Origin of the sequence: Cryobacterium breve, assembly GCF_004402375.1 — a bacterium.
Classification (GTDB): Bacteria; Actinomycetota; Actinomycetes; order Actinomycetales; family Microbacteriaceae; genus Cryobacterium; species Cryobacterium breve.
Map to the genome: position 1 here is coordinate 12,780 of NZ_SOGJ01000007.1, position 25,653 is coordinate 38,432.

At 64.1% G+C, this 25,653-nt stretch carries 27 protein-coding genes and 1 pseudogene; 10 read left to right on the forward strand and 18 right to left on the reverse strand.

What is annotated here, in order from left to right; translation table 11 throughout:
- Positions 1 to 184 precede the first annotated feature (184 nt).
- Together E3O65_RS01740 and E3O65_RS17000 are read right to left on the reverse strand one after the other, a co-directional pair.
- A complete protein-coding gene (locus E3O65_RS01740) occupies positions 185 to 2,086 on the reverse strand; it encodes an ABC transporter ATP-binding protein (RefSeq protein WP_134362040.1) in 1,902 nt (633 codons plus the stop codon).
- Between the two features lie 114 nt (positions 2,087 to 2,200).
- Entirely contained in the window at positions 2,201 to 2,716 is a 516-nt protein-coding gene (locus tag E3O65_RS17000; protein WP_134362041.1) for a hypothetical protein, read from the reverse strand.
- Positions 2,717 to 3,156: 440 nt separating this feature from the next.
- Between E3O65_RS17000 and E3O65_RS17535 the strand changes: the two are divergent.
- The 3 genes and pseudogenes from E3O65_RS17535 to E3O65_RS01755 all read left to right on the forward strand — a co-directional run.
- Positions 3,157 to 3,294 (forward strand): annotated as a pseudogene (locus E3O65_RS17535) (helix-turn-helix domain-containing protein); the annotation flags it as partial.
- Positions 3,295 to 3,426: 132 nt separating this feature from the next.
- Complete coding sequence (locus E3O65_RS01750; RefSeq protein ID WP_134426025.1) at positions 3,427 to 3,732, forward strand: hypothetical protein; 306 nt, start codon at positions 3,427 to 3,429, stop codon at positions 3,730 to 3,732.
- Positions 3,705 to 4,316 (forward strand): hypothetical protein, encoded by a 612-nt coding sequence (locus E3O65_RS01755; protein WP_134362043.1) that lies wholly within the window; start codon positions 3,705 to 3,707, stop codon positions 4,314 to 4,316. Before E3O65_RS01750 ends, E3O65_RS01755 begins: the two co-directional genes overlap by 28 nt.
- 322 nt (positions 4,317 to 4,638) lie before the next feature.
- On the opposite strand, the gene E3O65_RS01765 is transcribed toward E3O65_RS01755, so the two are convergent.
- Positions 4,639 to 5,457 carry a trypsin-like serine protease gene (locus E3O65_RS01765; protein WP_134362044.1) on the reverse strand — a complete coding sequence of 273 codons (819 nt, stop codon included), beginning with the start codon at positions 5,455 to 5,457 and terminating at the stop codon, positions 4,639 to 4,641.
- Positions 5,458 to 6,269: 812 nt separating this feature from the next.
- Here E3O65_RS01765 and E3O65_RS01770 point away from each other — a divergent pair.
- Positions 6,270 to 6,665 (forward strand): dihydrofolate reductase family protein, encoded by a 396-nt coding sequence (locus E3O65_RS01770; RefSeq protein WP_198411718.1) that lies wholly within the window; start codon positions 6,270 to 6,272, stop codon positions 6,663 to 6,665.
- Positions 6,666 to 7,223: 558 nt separating this feature from the next.
- Here the strand turns inward: E3O65_RS01770 and E3O65_RS01785 are convergent.
- The 3 genes from E3O65_RS01785 to E3O65_RS01795 form a co-directional block, all read right to left on the reverse strand.
- On the reverse strand, positions 7,224 to 8,006 hold the full coding sequence (locus tag E3O65_RS01785; RefSeq protein WP_134362045.1) for a DUF2306 domain-containing protein: 783 nt from the start codon (positions 8,004 to 8,006) through the stop codon (positions 7,224 to 7,226).
- 64 nt (positions 8,007 to 8,070) lie between these two features.
- Positions 8,071 to 9,063, reverse strand: coding sequence for an NAD(P)-dependent alcohol dehydrogenase (locus E3O65_RS01790; RefSeq protein ID WP_134362046.1), 993 nt, complete (start codon positions 9,061 to 9,063; stop codon positions 8,071 to 8,073).
- A gap of 21 nt (positions 9,064 to 9,084) precedes the next feature.
- Entirely contained in the window at positions 9,085 to 9,597 is a 513-nt protein-coding gene (locus E3O65_RS01795; protein WP_134362047.1) for a DUF6326 family protein, read from the reverse strand.
- Positions 9,598 to 9,696: 99 nt separating this feature from the next.
- Here E3O65_RS01795 and E3O65_RS17055 point away from each other — a divergent pair, with 99 nt between their 5' ends.
- Complete coding sequence (locus E3O65_RS17055) at positions 9,697 to 9,876, forward strand: TetR/AcrR family transcriptional regulator (protein WP_241985831.1); 180 nt, start codon at positions 9,697 to 9,699, stop codon at positions 9,874 to 9,876.
- Complete coding sequence (locus E3O65_RS01800; protein ID WP_241985838.1) at positions 9,873 to 10,313, forward strand: TetR/AcrR family transcriptional regulator C-terminal domain-containing protein; 441 nt, start codon at positions 9,873 to 9,875, stop codon at positions 10,311 to 10,313. The genes E3O65_RS17055 and E3O65_RS01800 overlap by 4 nt, the downstream gene beginning before the upstream one ends.
- A 234-nt stretch (positions 10,314 to 10,547) precedes the next feature.
- Here E3O65_RS01800 and E3O65_RS01805 read toward each other — a convergent pair whose 3' ends face one another.
- Positions 10,548 to 11,015, reverse strand: a complete 468-nt coding sequence (locus E3O65_RS01805; RefSeq protein WP_134362048.1) for a VOC family protein — start codon at positions 11,013 to 11,015, stop codon at positions 10,548 to 10,550.
- A 53-nt stretch (positions 11,016 to 11,068) separates the two neighbouring features.
- Entirely contained in the window at positions 11,069 to 12,655 is a 1,587-nt protein-coding gene (locus E3O65_RS01810; protein ID WP_241985830.1) for a M1 family metallopeptidase, read from the reverse strand.
- Between the two features lie 278 nt (positions 12,656 to 12,933).
- On the opposite strand from E3O65_RS01810, the gene E3O65_RS01815 reads away from it, so the two are divergent.
- Both E3O65_RS01815 and E3O65_RS01820 read left to right on the forward strand, forming a co-directional pair.
- On the forward strand, positions 12,934 to 13,506 hold the full coding sequence (locus E3O65_RS01815) for an RNA polymerase sigma factor (RefSeq protein ID WP_241985829.1): 573 nt from the start codon (positions 12,934 to 12,936) through the stop codon (positions 13,504 to 13,506).
- Positions 13,507 to 13,574: 68 nt separating this feature from the next.
- The gene (locus E3O65_RS01820) at positions 13,575 to 14,879 is read left to right on the forward strand and encodes a hypothetical protein (RefSeq protein WP_134362050.1); all 1,305 of its coding nucleotides are present in this window, start codon (positions 13,575 to 13,577) and stop codon (positions 14,877 to 14,879) included.
- A gap of 97 nt (positions 14,880 to 14,976) precedes the next feature.
- Here E3O65_RS01820 and E3O65_RS01825 read toward each other — a convergent pair whose 3' ends face one another.
- The 5 genes from E3O65_RS01825 to E3O65_RS01845 form a co-directional block, all read right to left on the reverse strand.
- Positions 14,977 to 15,627 (reverse strand): HAD-IA family hydrolase, encoded by a 651-nt coding sequence (locus tag E3O65_RS01825; RefSeq protein ID WP_134362051.1) that lies wholly within the window; start codon positions 15,625 to 15,627, stop codon positions 14,977 to 14,979.
- Positions 15,620 to 16,672 (reverse strand): ABC transporter ATP-binding protein, encoded by a 1,053-nt coding sequence (locus tag E3O65_RS01830; RefSeq protein ID WP_134362052.1) that lies wholly within the window; start codon positions 16,670 to 16,672, stop codon positions 15,620 to 15,622. Before E3O65_RS01830 ends, E3O65_RS01825 begins: the two co-directional genes overlap by 8 nt.
- Positions 16,669 to 17,511, reverse strand: a complete 843-nt coding sequence (locus E3O65_RS01835; RefSeq protein ID WP_134362053.1) for a carbohydrate ABC transporter permease — start codon at positions 17,509 to 17,511, stop codon at positions 16,669 to 16,671. The genes E3O65_RS01830 and E3O65_RS01835 overlap by 4 nt, the downstream gene beginning before the upstream one ends.
- On the reverse strand, positions 17,504 to 17,800 hold the full coding sequence (locus E3O65_RS01840; RefSeq protein ID WP_134362054.1) for a sugar ABC transporter permease: 297 nt from the start codon (positions 17,798 to 17,800) through the stop codon (positions 17,504 to 17,506). The genes E3O65_RS01835 and E3O65_RS01840 overlap by 8 nt, the downstream gene beginning before the upstream one ends.
- 832 nt (positions 17,801 to 18,632) lie before the next feature.
- Positions 18,633 to 19,301, reverse strand: coding sequence for a TetR/AcrR family transcriptional regulator (locus E3O65_RS01845; RefSeq protein WP_134362055.1), 669 nt, complete (start codon positions 19,299 to 19,301; stop codon positions 18,633 to 18,635).
- A gap of 92 nt (positions 19,302 to 19,393) precedes the next feature.
- Here E3O65_RS01845 and E3O65_RS01850 point away from each other — a divergent pair, with 92 nt between their 5' ends.
- Complete coding sequence (locus E3O65_RS01850; RefSeq protein ID WP_134362056.1) at positions 19,394 to 19,873, forward strand: DUF6326 family protein; 480 nt, start codon at positions 19,394 to 19,396, stop codon at positions 19,871 to 19,873.
- A 125-nt stretch (positions 19,874 to 19,998) separates the two neighbouring features.
- On the opposite strand, the gene E3O65_RS01855 is transcribed toward E3O65_RS01850, so the two are convergent.
- The 5 genes from E3O65_RS01855 to E3O65_RS16545 form a co-directional block, all read right to left on the reverse strand.
- Positions 19,999 to 20,880, reverse strand: a complete 882-nt coding sequence (locus tag E3O65_RS01855; RefSeq protein ID WP_134362057.1) for a PRD domain-containing protein — start codon at positions 20,878 to 20,880, stop codon at positions 19,999 to 20,001.
- Positions 20,881 to 20,915: 35 nt separating this feature from the next.
- Positions 20,916 to 22,349, reverse strand: a complete 1,434-nt coding sequence (locus E3O65_RS01860; protein WP_134362058.1) for a 6-phospho-beta-glucosidase — start codon at positions 22,347 to 22,349, stop codon at positions 20,916 to 20,918.
- A 61-nt stretch (positions 22,350 to 22,410) separates the two neighbouring features.
- On the reverse strand, positions 22,411 to 24,351 hold the full coding sequence (locus tag E3O65_RS01865) for a beta-glucoside-specific PTS transporter subunit IIABC (protein ID WP_134362059.1): 1,941 nt from the start codon (positions 24,349 to 24,351) through the stop codon (positions 22,411 to 22,413).
- A 440-nt stretch (positions 24,352 to 24,791) separates the two neighbouring features.
- Positions 24,792 to 24,977, reverse strand: coding sequence for a hypothetical protein (locus E3O65_RS01870; RefSeq protein ID WP_134362060.1), 186 nt, complete (start codon positions 24,975 to 24,977; stop codon positions 24,792 to 24,794).
- A 23-nt stretch (positions 24,978 to 25,000) separates the two neighbouring features.
- A complete protein-coding gene (locus E3O65_RS16545; protein ID WP_166785615.1) occupies positions 25,001 to 25,147 on the reverse strand; it encodes a hypothetical protein in 147 nt (48 codons plus the stop codon).
- Between the two features lie 126 nt (positions 25,148 to 25,273).
- Between E3O65_RS16545 and E3O65_RS01875 the strand changes: the two genes are divergently transcribed.
- Positions 25,274 to 25,585: a hypothetical protein gene (locus E3O65_RS01875; protein WP_134362061.1), complete on the forward strand. Its 312-nt coding sequence runs from the start codon at positions 25,274 to 25,276 to the stop codon at positions 25,583 to 25,585.
- Positions 25,586 to 25,653 lie beyond the last annotated feature (68 nt).

Consider the following 25,653-nt stretch of genomic DNA (forward strand, 5'->3'; position numbering starts at 1 on the left):
AGGTCAGAACCTTCAAGGGGTCGCAGGTTCAAATGAAGCAAGTGCAGGCACGGGTACACGCCAGTTGGGCGTTGGAGGTCTCCATCCTGTTCCGCTTCGAACAACCCCAGGTAGGGCGGTGAGACACGAAACGTGATGAGACAACTCTCCGAGACGCTCGGGGCGGCGGCACCGAGCTCAGCGACTAGGTCCGGCTCAGCGCTTCCTCATCGGCCGCAACATCCTTCTGCACGGCGAATTGGGTCCGGTGCAATTCCTCGTACCGCCCGCCCACAGCCAGCAGTTCCTCGTGCGTACCGCGCTCCACGATCGAGCCGTCCTCAACCACGAGGATTAGGTCCGCGCTGCGGATGGTGGAGAGGCGGTGTGCGATCACCATCGCCGTGCGTCCCTTGAGCGCCTCGCTGAGCGCCGCCTGCACGGCGGCCTCAGACGTCGAGTCCAGCGCCGCCGTCGCCTCGTCGAGGATGACGACGCGCGGCTGGGCGAGCAGGAGCCTCGCGATGGTCATCCGCTGGCGCTCACCCCCGGACAGCCGGTAGCCACGCTCTCCCACCATGGTGTCCAGCTGGTCCGGCAGGGATCGGATGAGCGGCTCGAGCCGCGCCCGGCGGACGGCGTCCCACACCTCGTCGTCGGACGCCTCCGGCCTCGCGAGGCGCAGATTGGAGAGGATGGTCTCGTGGAACAGGTGGCCGTCCTGCGTCACCATGCCCAGGGTGTTTCGCATGGAGACGAAGGTGACATCGCGGACATCCGTACCCGCGAGGCGCACGGCGCCGCTGTCGACGTCATACAGGCGCGAGAGGAGCTGCGCAATTGTGGACTTTCCGGCACCGGACGTACCAACGAGGGCAACGGTCTGCCCCGGCTCGATCCTGAAGGACACGCCGTGCAACACCTCCTCGCCGCCGCGGGTGTCCAGCGTGGCAACCTCCTCGAGAGAGGCGAGGGACACCTTGTCCGCGGACGGGTAGGCGAAGCGGACGTTGTCGAACTCGACGGCCACTGGGCCTTCGGGGACGGCGATGGCGTCGGGCTTCTCCTTGATGAGCGGGTCGAGGTCAAGCACCTCGAAGACGCGCTCGAAGCTGACCACCGCGCTCATGATCTCTACCCGTGCGTTTGCGAGGCTGGTGAGCGGCGCGTAGAGGCGGGTGAGGAGGAGTGCCAGGGTAACCACGTCACCGGTGTTCAGCTGGCCGGCGAGTGCGAGGAAGCCGCCGAGCCCATACACGAGCGCGAGGGCCAGAGCGGAGACGAGCATCAGTGCGGTGAAGAAGACGAACTGCAGCATCGCGGTCCGGACCCCGATGTCGCGGACGCGGGCGGCGCGCACGCGGAACTCCTCGGCCTCCTCGTCGGGCCGGCCGAACAGCTTGACGAGGGTGGCGCCGGGCGCTGAGAAGCGTTCGGTCATCTGCGTGCTCATGGCGGAATTGTGATCGGCGGCCTCGCGGCGCAGCGCGGCGAGGCGGCTGCCCATGCGGCGCGCGGGTACCAGGAAGATGGGGAGCATGATCACGGCGAGAACCGTCACGAGCCAGGACGTGCTGAGCATGACGATCAGGGTGAGGATCAGCGCCACGAGGTTCGTAACCACGCCGGACAGCGTGCCGCTAAAGGCCTGCTGGGCGCCGATCACATCGTTGTTGAGGCGGCTCACGAGGGCGCCCGTCCGCGTGCGGGTGAAGAACGCGATCGGCATCTTCTGCACGTGGTTAAAGACGGAGGTGCGGAGGTCCAAAATCACGCCTTCGCCGATCCGCGCCGAGTACCAGCGCGTCACGAGTGACACGGCGGCGTCGGCCACGGCCACGAGGGCGATGACGACGGCGATCCAAACGATCGTGGTGACCTCGCCCTGGGCAACGATGACGTCGACCACCTGGCCGGCGAGTACCGGCGTCGCGACCGCGAGGAAAGCTCCCACGATGGAGAGGGCGATGAAGATCAGCAGCTTGGACCGGTAGGGCACCGCGAACTTCATGATCCGCCGCACGGACTCACGGGAGAAGCCGTGCTTGCCGCCCCTGGCGGTAGAGATCTTGTACAGCGAGCTCCAGGCCGCGTTTTCCATGCTCATTGAGGATCCTTCCGTGGGCAACAGTCCAGCTTAGATGGCGAGTTGCCCGCGCTTTGCGACGCGGCTGCCGAGGTGACGCGCGGTGCGCCGGTCAGGACCGCGTCGGGTCCGCGGTCATTCCACGACTGTGCGCCGGCTTTCCCCCGTCATGACCCAGAAACTTCGTGTGACAGGAAGGCTCATGGACTTGGCGGACCAGGGCGCGACGGAGGTGGTCGCGCTGCGGGGCCGGGAGTAGGGCCGTCCCAGGGACGCAGCTACCTCCCACCCATCGCAGCCGTGACTCCTCGTCGTGCTGCGGCCTTCTCTCCGACGTGCTCGGGCGATGAGGAGGTCGATGGTGGCATCGCCGCGGCTCCACCGGTGCTGATGGCCTTCTGGGCTTTCACCGGCGGACGCGAAGCCGATGTCAACGAGGGCCTTGGTGGCCTGATGGAGGATGGTCGGCTGCGCGCGCACATCCAAAACAGCATCCGCGTCGTCGGTCGGCTGATTCGGTGTGTTGTCGCGTTCGACGCACCAAAGGTGCACCATTTGGCCGCCAACCAGGCACCAGTTATTCGGCACCTTCTCGGATAGGTCGAAAAGGGCGTGCCAAGCCAGCGAGGACCTCTGATCGAGTACCGGCATATCGATGAGAGTCGTCGGTTGCTCAGCAGCTCTTTGATCCGCTGGCTTTCGCGTGGCCCGGCGTGGTCGGCAAGGTCAGCGAGGACCAGGCCCAGCGGCGCTCGCCCGTCGACGTCAGCTTGGACGCGAGCCAGGTGGAGCCAGTCTCGGAGTTCGGCTCCGCCTGGCCCGGCGCAATACCGCCTACAGCGCCGGTTAGTCGACGAGCTTCGCAACGTCGCGGGCGGCGATGTCCCCGTCACGGCCCCGTCACTCACAGACGCTGGCTCTGACCCGCAGCCCTGACCCGGAATTCGTCGAGACCTGAGTATCGACACCTCGGGGTAGTGGCGTCCCTGCAGGCCGATCCTGCCGGTGCAGGCCAGACCCTCAGGCACGGGTTGCGAGTGCGCGCTAGAATATGATGCACAAGTCATATTGGAAATAAGGAGGAGGCGATAGTGGCAGCTTCATCTACTCTTGTCCGCGCCGCTCGCCGGAGCAAACGCCTCACACAGGCGAGACTGGCAGAGCTAACCGGCATTGACCAGGCCAGCGTCTCCCATCATGAGCGTGGACGGGATGCTGCCTACAGTACGGTCGATCGGCTGCTCGCCGGCGCCGGCCACCGCCTGTATGCCGCTCCCACGCGTCGTGATGACGCTGCCAGTGCCGCAGAGGCGATCAGAGCGTATCTTCGCGCGAAGGATACAGACCGTGCGCTCCGGGCTTTGCTTCAGTTGAACGATAATCTCACCGCCGAACACGGACTCGTTCGAGGAATCCTTGGGCTGACGGAGCCGGAACCCACCGGCGATCATATGTGGGATGCCGCCATCGCGGCTCTCGTGGCCTGGCGGCTCAATCAAGAGAACATCCCGCTGCCGGGATGGGTCAACAACCCCGATCGCGCACTGGCCGAACCTGTCGTGTTCCGGGTCGACCCGGCCGACCCCGCGCCCGAACGTGATGACGTGCCGAACGAGTTCGCCGAACGCGGCGTTCTTGCATGGGCAGATACCTTCGCGAGCGTCTGATGTCCGGCACTGCGCTGGACCGCAACGCGATCATCATCGGCCTCCGTGATCTCGTCGCCGAGCTTCGTAATTCGGGTGAGGTGGCCGGCATTCGGCTCGTGGGCGGTGCGGCACTCGCCCTGCGCTACTTCGATCGGGGGACCACACAGGACCTGGATGTCCTTCACGTCCGCCCCGGCTCGGACGATGCCGTCGCTGCCGCCGCCGAACGAGTCGCACTGAAGCATGGGTGGGACGCGAAGTGGCTGAACTTCGAGGTCACGAAGGCCGACGCCGTCCCGACCCTCGGCCGCGTCGTCCAGTGGGAGACAATTTACGATGAGGACGGCATCGTCATTCAAGTGGCATCCAAAGAGGGGATGCTCGCAATGAAGCTTCGTGCGAACCGTCCCGGACGCGACACTCGCGACATCCGGCTTCTGCTCGCTCTCTGTCAGGTGCACACACTCGAGGACGCGGAGAAACTCTATGAGGAGTTTTACCCCGGTGATGCCCTAGTTCCACGTGCGGAAAAGATCGTGAACGCCATCCTCAACGGCGAACCAACGCCGGCACCGCCGTCGCCCGGCCCGATAAACATCTGACTCGCCTTGCCGTCTCACCGCCGTATGCCTGAGGATGGCCTCTCGATTCGGTGCTCAAATCACTCTCGGTGCCGGATCAGTCTCCGTGCTCAGCTTCTACCGTGAGCAGCCGGCCATCTTTTCGTCCGGGATTGCGGTGCGCACCTTCTGGGTGCTAGCACCACGACGAATACCCAACCTCCTCCTCTACCGCCTCCACCGACGTGTGGGGCCTGGAACCCCTGATGGACATCTTCGAGTTGGCGTCCTCTACTTGGGCATACCGATCTCTACGGTCTACGACTGGCCTGTGCACGGCAAAGTCCCTACGACGTACCGACCCTCACTTTTCGACTTGTGCTCGGTTGCCGACGAAGTTGGCAAGCCACTCCAGGTCATCTGTGCGGTCGACGCGGTAGACGCCACCCGTTCCGGCGCAGGTGATGTTGAGCACGAATGATGTGACGCCCGCGATGACATTGCTCGAGCCGATGAAATTCGGGCCGCCGGAGTCACCGAAGGAGATCCCGCCGGTGTTGGCATTGTTCGACAGCAGCAACAAGCCATCTCCGGTGAATCCCGTGTTGATCTGGTTGAGCTTCGGCGTCGAAACCATGCGTGTGAACAGCGCCTGGTTGTCCCACTTCGCCGCAATGGGGAAGCTCGTCTGCAGCCCGTAGCCGACTGCTGAGAACGTCGCGCCTTTCTTGCCACTCGCGGAGAAGGCGTCGAGCTGGTCAAGCGCCGGAAGGGCTCCGTAGATCGGCAGGACGACGGGGTCGTCGAGCACGACCAAGCCGAGGTCGAAGAGTTGGAACGCCGTGTCGTCGTACTGGGGGTGCGTGTACGGTGAGCCGCCCGCTTGACCGGTGAACGGGTAGCCAAAGGCCGCTGGATCGGGCTCGAGATCAGCCTGGAACCAGATCTCAACGTGGGAGGCCCCAAACGTGCAGTGCCCGGCCGTGAGGAAGACCGTAGGCGAAATGAGTGTGCCGCTGCAGCGCGTTAGCGGTGCGCCCGCCGCATCCTGAGCGACCATGAGGCCGACGTACGGGTGGTCGTCGCCGTCCGGTGCACCATCGGTGATGCCATACGCGGGAGAGGCAGCAAGAATTACCAGGGCGAGAGCCGCGACGGTCGCGGTGAGAGTCTTGTGACGCATGGTGGACTCTTTTCTTCGAGTGGGTCAATCTTCGGGTTAGTCGACACCCCACATCCAGCCGTTCGGACGACACGGTTTGACGAGTCGGGCTCATTTTAGTGACGCGCAGCGTGGTTGAGTAGTTGCTCTGGCCCCTGTGGTGGAGCAACCGCGCTCCACTCAACCCAGGAGGACTCAGGCGGAAACGAGCACGCCAACGGCAGAAATCTGCGCATTCCAAGAACGGTGAAAACCGCCTCCGGACCCGCTGTCCGATACGCATCTCGGCCCACGGTCATGACCACCGACGAGGGTTCCGTGCCCATCGTGGTACCGGCCGCGGCTACACCGTCGCCCGGCTCGGCTAGGGCGCCATAGTCACAGCGGATGTCCCCACGACGCACACGCTCTGCGCGGCGCTTCACCCAGGCCCAGTTCGCGGTTCCTGGCCCGGCACCCCTACCATCGTCGAGGGCGTCGCCGTGACCGTCACGGCTTGGTCACGGCGACGCATTCGTCGTTCTTGAGGTGGTTCATGTCCGGAGCACGCCTCGCGCGCATGCGACCGCGCGACGTTGGAGGAGTGTCGGTGGTCGGGGATCCCGCACGTGGCGTTGCGGTTCGTGGCGTCCGGCGTATTCTCGAACCCGTTATCGAGGAGGACGGCTGATGCGCAAGGTTGCCTATTCAATGAGCGTTTCACTGGACGGCTACATTGTCGGCCCGGACGGCACCTTCGACTGGCCCGGTTTCGACGCGGAGGTCTTTCGTTTCTGGATCGACGACATCCGAACGATCGGCGTGCACCTGTTGGGGCGCCGCTGTACGAGACGATGCTGTACTGGGAGACCGCTGAGGTTTCCTCGCTCGACGACGCAGAGCTCGAGTGGGTCGCTCTCTGGAATACGCTGCCCAAGGTGGTGTTCTCCACCACGCTGTCCTCGGTCCAGGGTCATGCCCGCTTGGCCTCCGGAACCGTCGTGGAGGAAATCGAGCGGTTGCGGGCCGAGCCCGGGGAGGGCGACATAGCCATCGGCGGCGCGACTCTCGCAGCCGAGGCCGCCGCTCAGGGTCTGATCGATGAGTACCAGATCATGGTCTACCCGGTGCTGGTCGGCGGCGGTATCCCGTTCTTTCCCAGTCAGGCGCGCCGGGTGGATCTCGAACTTATCGAAAGTCGCACCTTCAAGTCGGGAGTCGTCTACTTTCGCCACCGCGTGGCGCGCTAACGCGTACTTGCAAGTAGTTGGTCCGAGGCCGCGCCCACCTGGACGCGCACATGGCCTCGACCTGGTTTCGGGATCCCGCGTCGGATGACTCAAGCGCTGAGGGCGGGCCGTAGCGGTGCTGGACGGCGGCCCGCATCGTCGCCGCGCCGACAGGACTCGCCCCCGGTACCAGCAGGCGGCCCTCCACGGAGTCGCGACCGGACGAGGCGCACGCCGGTCGCGAGCAGCCAGATGAGCCAGGCGGCGAACCCTAGGAGCCCGACGAAGATCAGTGCCGAGCCGTCTGCGATCGCGAGGCTGCCGAGCCCGCGGCGACACCAGCAGCAGCGGCAGGTACAGGGCCACCAGACCAGAAATGATCGCGACCGCGTCGCGGTCGGTCGCGTAGTAGGCCAGCACTTCCTCGATCGGATCGCCATGGCCCGGAGCGCCCGTTACCGTAAACAACACGTTCTCTATCACCACCAACACAGCGAAAGCGATCGCCGCGGAACCGACGAACCGGCCTCGAGCGAACCCACTGCGGGCTGGCCTGGTGGCGGTGTTCTTCGGTGATTTCTATTTTTCCTCCTTTGTTGCGACCGGATGCCCGGCGCGTTGTCGAGGGGGTTCATGATGTGAGCGCGCCACGCCACGCCTCGCACGACCGCGCCTCCGGCGGCTGGTCCGTCGCAGGATTAGTAACTCCGCCACGGCGCTGTTGATCACGAAGCCCGCGGCGACCAGCCATGCCTCGCCGAATGCGTTGACCTCACCGAGATAGAGCGTCCACAGTGTGACGACGAGTGCTTGGGTTCCGCCGGAAATCGCGATCGCGTAGGCGCGCGTCATCCATGCTCCGTGCGCGGCGAAGTCGCGACGCGTGATCGTGATCACGGCGAGCACAAGAAAGACTGTCATTGGCACGGCGAATACGAGTCGAATCATCGCGAGTGCGAACTCATCAGGGGGTCCACCGAAGAAGACTGCGAGCCAGATGCTGGACAGTGTCGCGATGAATCCAGCGGGGATCAGTGCACGGCCGGCGGTACGGTGCCAACCGCGCCGCATTCGCAGGGCTGGAGAGAACTGGAATGCGCCGAGAAGGCAGAACACGCTCATGGCCACGATGTGCGCAACGACCGCCACGGATGTGGCCACCAGCATTTCGCTCTCGGGCTCAGCGATCCCGTCCGTCAAGCGAAGCACACCGCCGAGCACGGGAAGGGCACTGAGGATCAAGAGGCCGGTTATGGCGAGCCATCCGCTCCTCGGTCGCTGCCGCTCGCCCGTCTGCTGAGCAATCGGGCGGGTGGCCGTCATCTTTTGGTCGATCGAGAAGCTCTTGTCGAGAGGGTTCATGCTGTGACTCCTTGGGTTTCGAGGGAGCGCACAGCGCGCCCGTCGCGGATGAAGAGCTTGCGGCCTACCCCTTGGTGTGGTTCCGGCTGGTGACGGTGATGGTCACCTTTCCCCTGGCGTGCTCCTCAACGAAGTAGCGGATCGCCTCAGGCGTCTCAGCGAGCGGGTAGCTGCGGTCGACTGCCGGCGTGATGGTGCCGGCGTCGATGAGTTCCCGAAGAACTTCGAGGTCGGCCCCGCTCGCGGCTGCGGAGAGGGGTCGAAGGTTCTGGGTCACGAACATGCCCAGCAGCATCGCTGCAAGCATCCGTCGGATCGGACCGAGCACGCGTCCCCCGTTGCCCGAAGCCAGCACCAGAGTTCCGCGACGAGTGAGGGCCCGCCTGCACTCGGCTATCGATCGGTTGCCGACGAGGTCGAAGATGACGACGTAGCGAGCCTCGCCCGTCGCGAAGTTCTCAGCCGTGTAGTCGATGACGTGGTCTGCGCCCAACGTCCGCACGAACTCGAGATTTGCGGTGCTGCAGACGCCAGTCACTTCGGCCCCGAACGCCTTGGCCAGCTGCACGGCGTAGGAGCCGACTCCGCCGGACGCCCCGTTGATGAGCACCTTGTCGCCCGGCTTGATCTTCGCGACATCCCGCACCCCCTGCAGCGCCGTCGTTGCGGCGATCGGCACGGCAGCCGCCTCGCCGAAGCTGATTCGCAAAGGTTTGTGAGCGAGGCGCTTCGCGTGGGCGACGGTGTACTCGGCGAAGCTGCCGGCATCCACCTCGGCATACACCTCATCGCCCACGCTGAAGCGGCGCACGTTGTCGCCCACAGCCTCGATCACGCCGGCCACATCCCTGCCCCGCGCCCCGACCTTGGGCCGCCGCAGGCCGAACGCCAACCTCGCAACGAAGGGTTCACCCTGCATGAGCAGCCAATCGGCCGCGTTGATGGATGCTGCCTGAACCCGGATGAGGACTTCGTCCTTCGCCGCTACGGGCCGGGCAACAGTCTCGTATTCGAGAGTGTCAAGTCCGCCGTAGCGGTATTGGGTTATCGCCTTCACCGTTCTCAGCGCCCCTCGGGGTCAAGTCCGTTGACCGGCACTGTCGAGGCTGGCTGCCAGGGTCGCCGGTGATGCGGTGCGGCGTGGCCAGGTCCAGGCGGAGCGCAGGATGAAGGCCAGGATCAGCACCTCGACTCCGATGGTGAGGCCGTAGTAGAAGGCCCAGTCCCAGGATGCACCTGCCGCGTTGAACACCATGACGGGGATGTACAGCGCTGCAACGACGAGGTTCGTGGCGCGATTCACCCGAGCGGGAAGCGTCATGGAGAGCATCACCATCAGGGCCGGGATCGCGATGATCGCGAAGAAAATGGACATCAACGTCCCGCTGATGTCGAACTCAAAGATGACGCCACCCCGGATTTCGTCGATTTCACCAGGCTGGTAGAGGTGGAAGTAGTCGATGTAGATGACGAGGAACATGAGGCTGGTCCAGGCTGCCGCAAGCTTGGCCTGCACGAGCATGCGCAGATCTTCCAGCGTGCTCTGGGACCGCGGATTCTCTAGTGCGGTGTGGGATTGAGGCGTTCTCATCACAATGCTCCTTGGCTTGATTCGTTAGATCGAATCTTACGGGTGTAAGAACCGGTCCCCAGCGTAGCCTTACGAGCGTAAGTGCGCAAGGATGGGAGAATGACGCCGCGCATACCTCTGAGCAGGGAGAAGATCATTGGTGCGGCCGCCGCGGTAGCCGACCGCGCGGGTGTTACCGCTGTGAGCATGCGAAGTGTCGCGAAGGTGCTCGGCGTTGAGGCGATGTCGCTCTACCACCACGTCCCAAGCAAGGAGGCGCTACCTGGCGGGAGGCGCTGACCGCCCGGGCACGATCGGCACGGTCGGTGCTCACGGCTCATCCGTGGGCGCTGGGGATGATGGAATCGCGCCCAATCCCCGGCCCGGCGCTGCTGCAGCACCACGACCGGCTACTGGGCGTGCTGATGGCCGACGGCTTCAGCGCCGCGCTTGCGACACACGCGTTCTCGGCGATTGACGCCTATGTGTACGGGTTCGCGCTGACCGAGACGAGCCTGCCGTTCGAACCGGGGGACGGCGCCGAGGAGGCGTTCGCCGTCAAGGTCGCGGCGCCGGCGGAGCTGTATCCGCACATTGCGCGCTCTCAAAACGAACTGTTCGGCGATGGCGGCTACGCGTTCGCCGACGAGTTCGACTACGGGTTGGAGCTGCTGCTGGAGTGCCTGGAGCGTCGGGTCGCCGACGATATCCCCGCGCTACGCGAGCGTTCTCAGTGAAGAGCGGGCGGCGTAGGCGATGGGAGCGCATGCCAGCGCGAGCGAAGTGGGGCCAGATCCGGCTATGTGGAGCCCCCTGACCCCTACGGAACTGGCTAGGCCGGAGCCGGACCCTGGTCAAGTTTTGCCGGTGTGTGCTGGTCCCCGGTGTCGGAGTTTTCGGTCAGTGAGCCAAAGCTGCCGTGCGACGATCCGTCGGCCTCGCGGGGGACTTGCGGGCGCCGGTGACGCCGATCAAGCGTTCTCGAGCTCGGCGATCACGATCTTCTTCTGCTGCATCATCACCTGTACCTGCTCCGGGCGACGGATCAACTCGCCCATGTTCGTGGGGATGATCTGCCAGCTGAGGCCGAACCGGTCCTTGCACCATCCGCACTGCTCCGAGTCGGGCACGTGCGAGAGACGCGACCAGTATCGGTCGATTTCCTCCTGGTCCCTGCAGGATACGACGAATGAGATCGACTCGTTGAAGCTGAAGGCCGGCCCTCCGTCGAGGCAGATGAAGTCCACGCCGTTCAGTCGGAATTGGCCGTTCAGCACCTTGCCGGTCATCCCAACGAAATGCTCGTCGAGCGACTCGTCGGGATACTCATCGATCGAGATGATGCGGGAGTTCGGGAACACGTCGACGTAGTATTCCATCGCCTCGCAGGCCTGGTTGTTGAACCACAAACACGGCTGGATGGGTGAGAGCTCGGCCATGGGAACCTCCTCGTCCGCACTGTTGCGGTGCATTCAAGACAGACGGGCTGGGGCTACGGCATTGCCGGGCGGTCGCCTTCGCGCAGCCAGTCGTCGAAGAAGGTCTGAAGTTGCTGGCCGGAACTCTCCTCCATCACGGCTTGGAAGTCCTCAGTGGTCGCATTCGAGTCGTTGTACCGAGTCAGCCACAGGTTGGCGCCGGCGAAGAAAGCGTCGTCGCCGATCTCGGCGCGCAAAGCGTACAAGGCAGCTGCACCCCGCAGATAGACCGGATTCGCGAAGAGACTGTCGCGACCTGGGTCTGCGATGTTGAGCGCCCAGCCGTCGTTTGCGTCCAGGTATGCCACCGTGTCGGCGAACTGGTCCGGAATGGATGCCGTGCCCTGATGTTCGGCCCACAGCCACTCGATATAGCTCGCCCAGCCTTCGTTCAGCCAGATGTCCTGCCAATCCGACGGGGTCACGGAGTTGCCGAACCACTGGTGCCCCAGTTCGTGCACCACCGTGTATTCGTCCGCGACCTCTGAGTACACCGGACGTGTCTGGGTCTCCAGGGCGTAGTCAACCGAGTCGTCGTCGACAATCGCGCCGAACGATTCGAAGGGATAAGGCCCGAACTGGGTCTCCAGAAATGTGATCATCTGGGGCTGCAGCGCGAGTGCCGCCTTCGTCTCTGCAAGGGACGCATCCGTTACTCCATCGTCGATGGCATTGATGATCGGCAGGCCGGCCGACGTCCCGTCGCGGGACAAGGCGAAGTCACCCACGCTCGCCGTCGACAGGTAACTGGACATCGGGTCGGACGCCCGCCACGTCCAGGTTGTCCAACCGGCCTTCGTGGCGGGCATCCCGACGGGCAGCCCGTTCGCCACAGCGGTCTTGCCGGCCGGCACCGTGATACGGAACAGGTAGGTGGCCTTGTCTTGCGGGTCGTCGTTCACGGGGTACCAAGTCGCCGCCCCGTCGGGCTCGTTGAGCACCATCGCGCCATCAGCGGTAGTGACCCACCCGTAGAGGGCCTCGGTGGTGTCGAGCGACCGCCCAGTGATCCCGCCATATGCAATCACGATGGTCGTCGTCTGACCTGCTTTGAGCTTCGGCCGCAGCCCAACGGTGAGTTCCCAGGATCTGTTCGCATCGTCCTGCAGCTGTGACCACTCGGCGCGGTCTTTGCCCTGCGAATTCCCGTGTGCCGCGGCCTTGCCGTCCACCCGTACCGCTGCGACGTCGAGGCCGCGCAAGTCGAAGTTGAGCGACTGCAGATCCTGCTTCGCGCGGAGTGTGATGGTCGCGACGCCGCTGAGCTTGCCGGTGAGGACCGTGGGATCCGTCGGCGGCGCGTAACGGAGGGCGAGGTCGTAGTGCTGAACGTCGTACCCGCCGTTGCCGGAGTAGGGGAAGTACGCGTCACCGCTTCCGGCCGCGCCGGAAGCGTAGCGTGCCCCATCCTTCCCGGAAGATGCCTGCGAACGGAACGTCCCAAACCCGACAGTTGCCGGCCCGATCGCGACCGCGGGAGTTATATTCGCCGTGGCGGCGGAAGAGGTGGGGGTCGCTGTTGTTGCGGTCCCGCAGGCAGTCAGCACGAACACTGTCAACCCCGCGAGCGCCACGGCTTGGAGCCTTCTCAATGAATCCACGGGACATCCTCTTCGTTGGAAGTGAGGGCGAATTTGGACCGGCGGCACTGGAGAAAAGTGCGAAGACGAGCGTTCAGGCGATCGCCTGCAGTCAGTCAAGAATCTAGTGGTCATCCCCAGCCACAGCAACAGCCGCAATCTACCTGGATGTGAAGCCCGGACGGTGTGGCTGACCGTCTCATCGGGGCTCAGACCACTCCTCGCAGGATCGTGACGCGATCTCAGAATATTCGGCGCGCTGCCTGCAAGACTTGCCGCGGAAGCGACATATTCAGTACGTGAGCATCGCCAACACCCCAGCCGCCGCCGACACGAGCGAGGGAGCGGCGATGCCTGACAGCGCAGACCCGCCCACGGCGGCGGCCGATGTCGACTGGTTCACCGTGATCGTCCGGGCGCACTCGACTGCGCTGGTGCGCTACTTCGCCCGCCGTGGACCGCGTCAGGATGCCGAGGACCTGGCCGCTGAGGTCTTCGCGACGGCTTGGCGACGCCGAAACGATCTGCCGCGGGATGAGGTGCTGCCGTGGCTGTACCGCACGGCGGGATACACGCTCGCGAATTCGCGCCGGAAGCATATCGATCTTCCCGTCGACGAGGTGCCCGAGTCGGGGGCGGTGCGAGTCGACGGCGATCCGGAGTTGAACCTCCTGTTCGATGCGGAACTCCGCGGCGCGCTTGCCAGCGTGGGGGAGCGCGACCGGCAGATCCTTCTCCTGCACGCGTGGGAAGGTCTCGACGGGGCCGAGCTCGCCGGCGTGCTCGGTATCTCCCGATCCGGGGCTGACGCCGCGCTGTCGCGCGCGCGCAAGCGACTGCGAGACGCCTGGGGCGAGCGGATGTCGTTCTAGCGCTTCTGCAAGATTCGGCATGCCCCGCACATATCCCAAGTGAACCGAAATTCCGGAGGCTGATCGACATGAACGACGACGACAAACAACAAGACCCGATCGCCCGGCTGCGTGCCGCCGACCCGGCGGGGGATATCGAAGCGCGTGCCGGGTTCGCCGACGAGGTCGTCGCACGGGTCACCGGCCCTGAGGCTGACCCGGCTGAACCGACGGGCGACACGGCACCCTTGGCCGACCTGGACACGGCACGAGCACGCCGCAGGCCCCGTTGGCTCCCGTTCGTCGCAGTCGCGGCGTCGATCGCGATCGTGGGTGCCGCGGGATACGGGATCGGAGCGACGACAGGCGGGCCGATGAGCCTCGCCGACGGCGCAGCTCCGCCCATCACTGTGCAGTCAGGCGGGGGCCCCGAAAGCGTGGCACAAGGCGCAATAGAACCGTCCGTGGGCTCTGGCGCCGCTATCGACCAGAAGATGTCTCCCTTGACCTACCCCTACGGATCCGGCCGGAATGCTTTCAGCGCCTCCAGTCTGGGCACAACGGCGGGCACGGCTCAGTCCTACGCCTACGACCCCCGTTCGGCGTCCAACACAGACAAGGTCACCGCGCTCGCCGCGGCGCTCGGCATCGGGTCATCAGTCGAAAAGCGGGACGGCAGCTGGGTCGCCGGCCCGCAGGACGGCAGCGCCCCGAGCCTGTCAGTGAGTCTCGACGGCATGCTTTCCTTCTACTTCCAGAACCCGGAGGTGAACCCGTGGCAGTGTGAGGGTGACCAAATCTGTGAGCCGAGTGGCCAGCCGCCCACCGAAGACGCTGCGATCGGAGCACTTCGCGAGCTCCTCGGCGCCGCCGGCCGGGACCCCGGCGCGTTCGAATTCAGCTCCCAGGTGTGGGAAGGCTCTCCCACGCGAACCGCCGAGGCAAAACCGGTCATCGACGGGCAGCAGCTCGACCAAGGTTGGGCATTGGAAATGGCAAAAGATGGTGTCGTCTCCGCCAACGGTGCCCTCGCCGACGTCGTCGCACTGGGGACGTACCCGGTGGTCAGCGAGCAAGAGGGATTCGAACGACTCTCAGACCCGCGGTTCAACGGCTCACCGACGACTCTGCCGATCGCCCTCCGCGATCAAGCGTCGACGACCGAGGAATGGGTGGCACCGACGGAACCGCCCGCGACACCAGTCGCCGGCACCTCGGTCTCATGGCCGGTGAACAAGGTCGAGATCGTCAGCGCACAGCTCGGTCTCACCAGCCAGTGGCAGCCCGACGGGAGTGTCCTGGTCGTCCCCGCATACGCGTTCACGGATGCCGAGGGCGGCACCTGGTCGGTTCTCGCCGTTGAGGAATCGATGCTCGATTTCCGGGCTTTCTAGGCCGTCCGCTGCACCGTTGACACCGGGCGGGATCGGGGCATCGAGTTATGGTGGGCAGTTTGGCGGACTCGATCATGATCTGGCAGTCCCCGCATTTCTAGCGTGCAGTCAACTCGCGCAACCGCGCGATCGTGGTGGCCGTCGATGTGTGGTGAATGCCCAGCCAACCGTTGGCTTCGGCCGCCGCGCAGTTGGAGGTGAGGTCGTCGATGAGTACGACCCGTCCGTGTGCGGCGGGAAGTGCGGCGTCGGCGTGCGCGTAGATGCGGGGATCGGGTTTCGCGATGCCGATCTCGTGCGATCGCACGTAGGCATCGAAGAACGAAGCGCCGGCGAGCATTCTGGCACGGTGCGGCTCCCACTCTGCGACGCTGTTCGTCAGCATGCCGATGCGCACGCCGCCAGCGGCTATCTCACCCAGTACATCCAACAGTTCGACGTTCACGGGGCGGTCGCGGTACCAGAACTCGTCCCAGCGGCCCAGGTCGACGCGGCTCTCGTGCTCCGAAGGGAGTGCCCGCGTGACACGAGCGCCCCACTCCGCCTGGCTGAGCAGACCGAGCTCGAGCGGTCCGAGCCCGGTCACTCCCAGCTCATGGGCCACCTCGTCGGCTGCGGCCACGAGCACCCTCCAGGGCATGCCGCTCGCTTCCACCACCTGGTCGATGGCCTCGTTGAGGTGTGGGGTGAGCACTCCGCCGAAGTCGCACCAGACCACCTCGAGTGGGAGATCACAGTTGTCAGACATTGCGGCGGATTCCGTTCTGGTCGAAGTGATGCAGCTGATGGGGTGCGATCACTGCGCGCACTGGGTCGCCGACGCGCAGCCACCGCTCGCCCTCGCGCTGGGCGAGAGCGAAGTTTCGGTCGCCGTCGCGCACCGACACCTGCTGGCCATTGCCGGTGAACTCGCACATCTCGGTGATGCCCGTGACGAGCAGGCCATCCGGCGCGGCCGTACCCGCGGCATCCGCCCCGAGCAGCCGTGCGTCCCCTGCCCGCCAGCCCACTCGGCCGCCGCCGGAGGCCTGCAGGTTCATCGCGGGCGAACCTACGAAGGTGGCGACGAATTCGGTCGCAGGCGAGTGGAACAGCGTCTCGGCGGTTCCGCTCTGGGCGACGGTGCCGGAGTCCATGACCACGAGGTGGGTGGCCATCGAGAGTGCCTCGTGCTGGTCGTGGGTGACGAGCACGAGGGTGGCGCCGATCTCGCGGTGCAGTCGTAGGATCTCGCCCCTGGCACTGGCACGCAGTTGGGAGTCGAGGGCGGAGAGCGGCTCGTCGAGCAGGAGAACCTGTGGACGGCGGATGATGGCGCGCCCGAGCGCGACACGCTGGCGTTGGCCGCCGCTCAGTTGGGCAGGTTTGCGGTCGAGTAGCTTCTCGAGACCAAGCAGGTCTCCGACCTGCGCCACCCGCTCCGCGATGTCAAACTTCGACGGTCCACCGCGACGGTCGTGCCGCGCCTGCAGTCGGAGCCCGAACGACAGATTCGCGGCCACCGTCATGTGCGGATACAGCGCGTAGTCCTGGAAGACCATTGCCACGTCGCGGTCGCCGGCATCATGGTCGGCGACAGGAAGCCCGCCGATGAGCAGCTCGCCATCCGTCGCCGTCTCGAGTCCGGAGATCACGCGCAGCAGCGTCGACTTGCCGCAGCCCGACGGCCCGACGATGACCGTGAGCGATCCGGCGGGGATGTGCAGGTCAATAGCGTCGAGCGCGATACTCGAGCCGTACTTCTTGGTGAGGCCGACGAGCTGGATGTCTCCAGCGATGGTGTTGCTGGTCATTTGATTCCCGACTGGAGGAAGGCGTCGGTTATCCGTCGGGAGGCGACGAGGTAGACGACGAGGATGGGCAGGCTGGTGAGGGTGGCGGCCGCGAGCAGACCACCGAAGTTGGTGCCTTCCGCAGTCTCGAACTGGCGGAGGCCGATCTGCACCGTAGTGTCGATCTGGCGCGGTGCGACGAGCAGCGGCCAAAGGTACTCGTTCCAGGTCGTGATGAAGACGAGGATCGTCACCGCGGCAATCGCCGGTCGCAGGGCGGGCAGCACGATGCTCCACAGCACCTCCCGAGGTCGGGTGCCGTCGAGGCGAGCGGCGTTCAGCAGGGATGGCGGCAGCGCGTCGACGTGCTGCAGCAGCAGGAGCACAGCGAGCGCGGAGGCGCCGAGCTGCGGCACGATGAGCCCAAGGTCAGAGTTGAGCCACCCGAGCTTTGCGGTGAGCAGAAACTGCGGAATGATCAGCGCCTGCGGTGGAATCGCGAGCGAGATGGTGAGCAGCGTGAGGATCAGCCCGCGTGCGCTCGGTGCGAAGAAGGCGAGAGCGAAGGCGCCGAGGATGGCGATCGCCAGCTGCCCGAGCGCGACACCGGCGGCCATCACGAAGGTGTTGCCGATGAGCTGCCCCACCGGCCAGTCGCTGATGGCGTGGGCGTAGTGCTCCAGCGTCGGGCTAGCCGAGAACGGGCTCAGCGAGTAGATCTCGTTCGTGGGTTTGAATGAGGTGAGAACACCCCACAGCACGGGGAAGATCATCGTGAGAGTGACGACGCTGAGTGTGAGGTGCCAAGCGACTCCCGCCACCCGGCGGCGGTGGGTGCGCCGCGCGCCGCGGTCAGCCATGCGCACGCGAACGCCTCAGGAAGACCCAGCCAAGGCTGGCGATGCCGAAGAACAGCAGCACGACCGCCGCAGCCGCGGACGCCATTCCCGTCTCGAAGAATTCGAAGCCGAGTGTGTAGATGCGGTAGTAGACGTTGTCGGTGACGCCGTCCGGCCCGCCCTGCGTGAGCACCGACACGTTGGTGAACACCCACTGGCCGGCGAGCACGATGCTGAGCAGGCCGAGCAGCACCGTGGTGCGGTTCAGTTGCGGGATGACGACAAAGCGGGTGGTCTCCCACGCGCTCACGCGCTCGCGCGCTCGAGCCGCGCAGCCTCGAGGGTGCGTCGATCGAGGGTTGAGAGGGCTGCGCTAGCGGCTTGCCCCGATCTGGCCCAACGCGGTGGATCAGCCCTGATCCCTGACGTCGACGACGTACGCGGCTGGATGTGCCCGGCCACCAGGTAGTCGTCGCCCTGCTCGTCGATCTTGCGGTGTCGGCCGTGTCCAGCGGGAGGGTGTGCCGGTCGACCAGGGCGGAGACTGCGGCCCGATCGGCGACTTCAGCCGCGTCGTTGCGGGTCACGCGACGGACGATTCACATGAACGTGGGGCGCGGGACAAGGTTCGACGATGATTCCTCCCGCTGCCTCCATGAGCATTGTGACCCTCCCGGTGTGTAGCGACTCGGACGCCTGAGGGCACCGGGGACGCAAAGGCACGGAGCCCCTTCCTGGTTCCGTCTCGTCCCCAGCGGATGCCGAAGAATCTCCGCGAAATCTCCGGCTGCGCATGATGATGCATCATCACCACATGTGGTGATGATCGTTTCGCGCCATGTGTGCCGCCACATGTCCAGGTGAGACCTGCACGCGAGATAACCACCCCTGGGCAATGTACGGTCCCGGTGGCACGTCGCCAAAGCGCATCTCGTCAACCCGATTGGAGGGTCTGCCCAAAGGTCGCCCTGTGGGCAGATGGATCTGGTTGAGGACTCTGACCAGGACTTCACGATCTTCGTCGGAGAGGTTGGACGGGAACTGGCTTTCGATGATGCGGAGGGCGACCTCACGGCAGCCATTAGCTCAGGACCAGTAACCGTTCTCGATGCGCTTGGCAGGCGAGTCCTGCGGCGGGTTCGCTAACGCTCGCGCAGTGCGGGGTTCGCGTCGGCGACCCGACGCTCCAGGCTCTCCAGCAACAGCTCCAACCCGTAGTCGAATTCGTCCGCGAACGCGTAGCCGCCATCGCCGAACAGCTCGGCTTGAGAGCGCGCAATGTGCGGATACAGCTCCGCCGGCGCCGCGACCTTGACGGCGAACGCCTCCTCGGCGCCGTCCCCCGGTTCGAACGGGAGGCTCGTCTCGGTCAGCGCGAACCCGTACACATAGGCGTCAATCGCCGAGAACGCGTGTGTCGCAAGCGCGGCGTTGAAGCCGTCGGCCATCAGCACGCCCAGTAGCCGGTCGTGGTGCTGTAGCAGCGCCGGGCCGGGGATTGGGCGCGATTCCATTATCCCCAGCGCCCACGGATGAGCCGTGAGCACCGACCGTGCCGATCGTGCCCGGGCGGTCAGCGCCTCCCGCCAGGTATCGCCGACCTCGGGCAGCTCGATACTTTCGAACACCCAGTCGGCGAGGTCGTCGAGCAGCGCCTCCTTGCTTGGGACGTGGTGGTAGAGCGACATCGCCTCAACGCCGAGCACCTTCGCGACACTTCGCATGCTCACGGCGCCAACACCCGCATCGTCAGCGACGGTGGAGGCGGCGGCGATGATCCGCTCCCTGCTCAGCGGTGCGCGCGGCGTCATTCTCCCATCCTTGCGCACTTACGCTCGTAAGGCTACGCTGGCGATCAATCCTTACAGCCGTAAGTATCATCTGAAAACTCGCGAGGTCCGCCATGTCCAGAACCAGCACCATCCGAACGAACACCCCGAACCTGTTCGACAACCCGCCGATCCCCGTGCAGGCCAAGCTCGCCGCCGCATGGACCAGCTTCATGTTCTTTTACATCTACATCGACTACTTCCACCTCTACAAGCCCGGCGTCATCGACAACCTCCGCGCCGGCGTCACCTTCGAGTTCGACATCAGCCCAACGTTGTTGACCATTTTCGTCGCACTCATCGCGATCCCGATCCTGATGGTGCTGCTCTCCATGACGCTCCCCGCCCGCGTGAACCGCGCCACGAACCTCGTCATCGCATCGCTCTACATTGCCGTCTCCGCGTTCAACGCGGTAGGGGAGTCCTGGGACTGGTCGTGGTTCTACGGCCTCTCCATCGGAATCGAGGTGGTGCTCTTGGCCTTCATCCTGCGCTCCGCCTGGACATGGCCTCGAACCCCCGCCGTCCCAGCCGGTCCCGCGACGACCAATTGATTTCGCCCGGTAAAACGCGCCTCGGGAAGTCCTGCGACTATCACCTGCTGCAGGTGTTGGCCTATGTCGGAATCGCCTCCCTCCACCTGCCTACCACGGGTTCGCGGGGGGACTTCAACGGCGCTTTATCGCGTGGACTCCAGCCGGGCAATGTGCATGGCGAGGTAGAGGATCTCAGCGTCGGTGAGCGGCGATCCACCCAGCTCGAGAATCGTCTGCACTCGTTGTGCCAACTCAAATGCCGGCGTGTGGTCCTCATGGATCAGTCTGGCCAAACCGGGAGGACATCCCGTGATCTGCGTTTGGCTTTGGGTCCGGGCGACTAGGTAGCGTAGGTGCGTCACGAACCGGGCGATGGACATGGATTCCACAGATTCGGTGAGGCCAAGTGCCGCAGTGACCACAGCGACGATCTTGCCAATGCGCTCAGTCATTGACACCGTGGCACCGATGTCCGTACTCGCGAACTGGGCGTTCACTAGGTGCATGGCGAAGGCAGTGGCTTCCTCGGGTGGAATCGGCACACCGAACTCGGCCGACGAAACCTCCACGGCCGTTAGGCCGATGGCCATCTCCCCAGGGTAGAGCTGAGCCACCTCCCAGTGGAGCGGATACGCGACAATTATCCCTTGCCGCGCACGTTGCACTGCAAAATGGAGGTGATCCGCCACCCCCAGCAACAGGCTTTGACTGGGTCGGATCCCTGCCCGTTCCTGGGCAAGTTCGACAACACGGCGGGCAACACGGATCACGGCCAGGGGAGTCTCACTGATGAAGGCCGTCAGCTGGGCCATCGGATACTGCGAGTCCGGGATGAAAACTTCCGATGCTGAGCTCGGATCGATTCGATCTCCCAACTGCTTACCGAAACCAATTCCTCGCCCTAGCAGAATCTTCCTGGCACCGGCGGAATCCGTCGCTAGAAGAGCGTTGTTGCTCAGCGCCCGGAGGACGTCGACGGTTTCTGGGTCTGGTGTCCCCGCATCGTCAAGTTCACCCTGCAACATGGGATTCACCCCACCCCCGCCGACGTCCACGCGCTCTACCGGGCCAGCCCGTTGGAGGCGATTACGTGGGCGTACCAATTAAACGAGTCCTTCTTACTCCGGGCGAGGGTTCCGTTCCCGGCATTGTCACGATCGACATGAATCATGCCGTAGCGCTTCTTCATCTCGCCGGTGGTGAATGACACGAGATCGATGATGCCCCAAGGGGTATACCCCATGAGGTTGACCCCATCGTGCTCCACCGCGACTGTCATCTGCTCGATGTGAGCTCGGAGGTAATCGATCCGCGACTGGTCGTGAATTTCTCCATCGCTTGCAAACTCGTCGACGGCGCCGAATCCGTTCTCGACGATGAACAGCGGCTTCTCATACCGGTCGGCCAGGACGTTGAGCGAGTAGCGCAGGCCCACGGGATCGATCTGCCAGCCCCAATCACTGGCCTTGACATGAGGGTTCGGAACCGAGTTCGACAGAGCACCGTTGAGGCTCTCCTCGTCGTTGTGCACTCCTGCCCTGACGACGGTCGACATGTAGTAGCTGAAACCCACGTAGTCAACCGTTCCGGCGGCAAGGATCTCCTCATCACCGGGTTGCCAACCGACGTTGTAGCCGTCGCGCTCGATTTCCTTCAGCGCGTAGGCGGGGTAGTGCCCGCGCACATGCACATCCGAGAAGAAGAAACGATCGCGGTTCGCTACCTGGGCTGCCATCACGTCCTCCGGGTCGCAGGAGAACGGGTAGACCGGCACATGCGAGATCATGCATCCGATCTGCAGGTCCGGTGCGATCTCGTGACCGATCCGCACCGCCAGGGCGCTGGCCAGCAATTCGTGGTGGGCCACCTGGAAGAGGACCTCACGCGCACGATCCTGTTCTGTGAGGGTGACACCGGAATTCGTCCAAAGGAACAGGGCGTTGTTGGTGTCCATCTGGTTGTTGATCTCGTTGAACGTCATCCAGTAGCGCACCTTGGTATGGAAACGTTCGAAGCACACTCGCGCGAAGCGAGCGAACAGGTCCACGAGCGCCCGGTTCCGGAAACCGCCGTAGGCGCGGGCAAGGTGCAGAGGGAGCTCGAAGTGCGACAGTGTCACCACTGGCTCGATGCCTTGACTCAAGAGACAGTCGAAGACCTCGTCGTAGAAGGCCAGGCCCTCCTCGTTGGGTTCGTCTTCATCACCCCGCGGAAAGATCCGAGTCCACTGAATCGAGGTCCGGAAGCATTTCAGTCCCAGTTCACCGAACAGAGCCACATCCTCGGGAAAACGATTGTAGAAGTCGATGGCCTCGTGGTTCGGGTAGTACTCGGTGGGGTCAACCACCTCCGTGACTCGCCGGGACACGCCATGTGCGCCAGCGGTCAGCACGTCAACGACGCTGGGCCCCTTTCCGCCGGCATTCCAGCCACCTTCGAACTGGTGGGCCGCCACGGCGCCACCCCACAGAAAATCTTTAGGCAATGCATTCATGAATTGTTCTCCTCTCACTCACGGTAGGGGGTCCCCCGAGGGGGACCCCCTACCGTGTTCGTCACTCGGCGATGGAAACGGTAGCTTTTACGGCCGTGGCCAGCTCTTCTCCGTGTGTGACTTCGGTTCGCGGGTACGGCAGGACGTCGTCGAAGTCCTGGGAGTTGGTCACAATGACCGGGGTGAGCAGTGAATACCCGGCCCGTGAGATCCCTTCGTGGTCAAACTCCAGCAACAGGTCACCCTTTTTGACCTTCGCGTTGGTGTGGGTGTGGACGGTGAAATGCTCACCGTTCAGCTTCACGGTGTCGATCCCGACATGGATCAACAGCTCCACCCCATCGTCGGAGATCAGGCCGAGAGCGTGCTTGGAGGGCATCACCACGACCACGGTCCCGTCGAAGGGGGCATAGATCCGTGAATCGGTCGGTGCGATCGCGACGCCGGCACCCATGGCCCCCGTGGAGAATACAGGATCTGGTACTTCCGACATTGGGACCACCTTGCCCGTGACCGGACTGGCAATGCTGGTGCGGCTGCCGGCGGCGGCAACCATTTCGGTGTACGCCTCCCTGGTCAGAACGGCCGAAGAAAGCGGGGTTCCGGGCTCGTGGATCTCAGCATCCAGCTCGATCACCGGGTCTTTGAAGCCGAACACGATGACCAGGACCATGGCGCCGAAGAATGCAACAAGGCAGCCGATGATCTCGCCGAGAAGGGAGGTGGTTCCGGGCTGATAGGCGTTCACAATGGTCAACGGACCCGGTAGACCGGCATAGGCGTAGTAGCGCGAGCCGAAGAGGGCGATGACGATGGCGCCGGCCGCCCCGGCGACGCACGCCAGGAGAAACGGCTTCTTGAGCCTCAAGGTCACACCGTAAATTGCCGGTTCGGTGATGCCGAACAGCCCGGGAATTGCGGCTGAACCCGCAACCCTCTTGAGTTCGCGGTTACGGGTCTTGAAGAAGACGCCGGCTACGGCTCCCACCTGGGCAATGACGGCGGCGGTCTGGAAAGCCTGGAAGGAGTCGCTCTGATACTGTTCGAAATTGGCGAGTACGACCGGGGTGATACCCCAATGAATACCGAACACCACGGCCAGCTGCCAGAAGCCACCGATCAGGGCACCAGCCAAAATTGGTAAGTCGGCCGAGAGCCAGTTATATCCGGTCGCGATACCCATGGCAGTGGCCGATGTGACCGGGCCGATTGAGAGCAGAGTCAAAGGCACTAAGAGCACGAGGCAAATTAGTGGCACAAGGATTGACCTGCCAACGCCGGTCAGGTGCTTGTTGAGGAACCGTTCCAAGTAGGAGAGCAACCACACCAGGAACAGTGGCGGCAGGACCGATGAGGTGTAGGTCGTCGGACTCAGCGCCATACCGAACAGTGTGATGGTTTCCCCGGAGCTGATCCGAGCGGCCATCTCGTTCCACGTCGGATTCATGATGGCTGCACAGCACAACACGGCGACCAGCATGTTGGTCTTGAAATACTGAGATGCCGTGATCGCTATCAGAATAGGCAAGAACGTGAACGGAGTCCACGACATGAACGAGAAGACCTCGTCGCTGCCCGTCTCCGTGAATCCAGGCCACACCATGGAGATGACGATCAGTGCACCCTGAAGAAGGCCAGCGGCGGCCAGGATGTAGACGAACGGCGCAAAGACGGCGGACATTGTCGCGATGACGCGGCTGACGATGCTCAGCTTCGGCCCGGCGCCGGCATCCGCCCGATTTTCCAGCTTCAGTTCTTGGGCAACGGCGTCATAGACCTCTCCGACGTGGGTGCCGATGACAACCTGGAACTGCCCACCGCTCTCAACAACGGTGATCACCCCCGGAAGGGCGGCGATTCTGGCTTTCGCGTTCGGTGGTGTGGAGCTCAGGACGAGCCGCAGCCTGGTTGCACACCGAGTCGCTTGGTCGATGTTCTTCTCGCCACCGACGAGATCGATGATATCTCGTCCCAGCTTTGGATAATCTCGTACGGTTGCCACGGTGGGATCCCCTTATTGTCGGGTTTCAGCATTCGGCGGCACATCCCGGCACGGGATTCCTCTTCCGAACAAGCCTGATGGCCGAACGGTTTCCAGGCGGTGGATCCGCCGGACAGTGCCCGTGGGGCACTTTGCGAGGAATACAAGAGGTCGGGGACATCGACAACGATGGAGGCCTCGAAGCAGGTGAGGTCGGCAGTCAGCAATGAAGTACCGGACCTCGGGTTCTTGCCTCGGATGAGTAACACGCCCGACAGTCTGTGGCGAGCCTAGCATGTGGCCCGTCACACACACCCTGCTGGCCAACGAGCCGTCGCGTTTCGCGCGAGCTCTGGATGGCGGCTTGCTCAGTCGACGCCATACCCAACGGCTGATGATCGGCATCCATTCGACGATCTTTGGGCCGCCAATCGGGATACGGCAATCACCGCCACGGTGCCTCACACAGGGCTCGTCCAAGCGATGCCGGCGGTGCCCGCAATGTAGAGCGTGGTGACGATGGTGAGCGTCCCGATTGACAGGGCAACCAGCTGCGGCACGAAAAGACCGAGAAGGATGCCCCGCTTGGTCAGTCGTGAGAACTGCGCCGGCGCGAATGGGTACTCAGCTCGAACTTGTCCGTGCATGACTGCACGTCCCTCTCTGCTGATCAGCCGGTGATGATCGCGGCGCCGCATGACACGAGCACGCTCAGGATGAGGCCGACGGTCGTCACCGCGCCGACGATGATTCGATACTGCTCGATGCTGTTCGGCGGGTGTTCGAACGGGTAGACCACCGACGGGGCGTCGACCATGCCCACTACGCGGCGCTTCAGAATGATTCGGAGCGCTTCAATCAGTGACCTACATTGACAGAACTGTGGACGCGTACTAAACCGAAATTTGAATTGACAGGGAGCATTATTCTCGGAGAGGTCATCATGACCACAGAGCGTGAGCCAACATTTCCCGAAGAAATCGGTCGGATGAAAGTTCAGCGGGTGAGCGTTGGCGAGATTCAAATTGGCGCGGTGGCAACTGACAGCGGTCGCGTCATGGCATTTCGCCTCAGGGACAACGGCGGCTTCGGGCCATCAGAAGATGACATAAATTGCATCATCTGCGGCATCGTTGAGCGGGAGCGCTGCGAGGACCGGAACCCGAACGACCGCGCTGGGTACGACGCTTGTGTTGCCAAGATCAGCTGCCCAACCTGCAAGAAGGCAGGTTCATGGCAACTGATCGCAATCTAGACACTGCTTCCTTACCGACCCTCGAACCACCGGGCCTTGACGTGGACGCCCGGAGGGTATCGGTGACG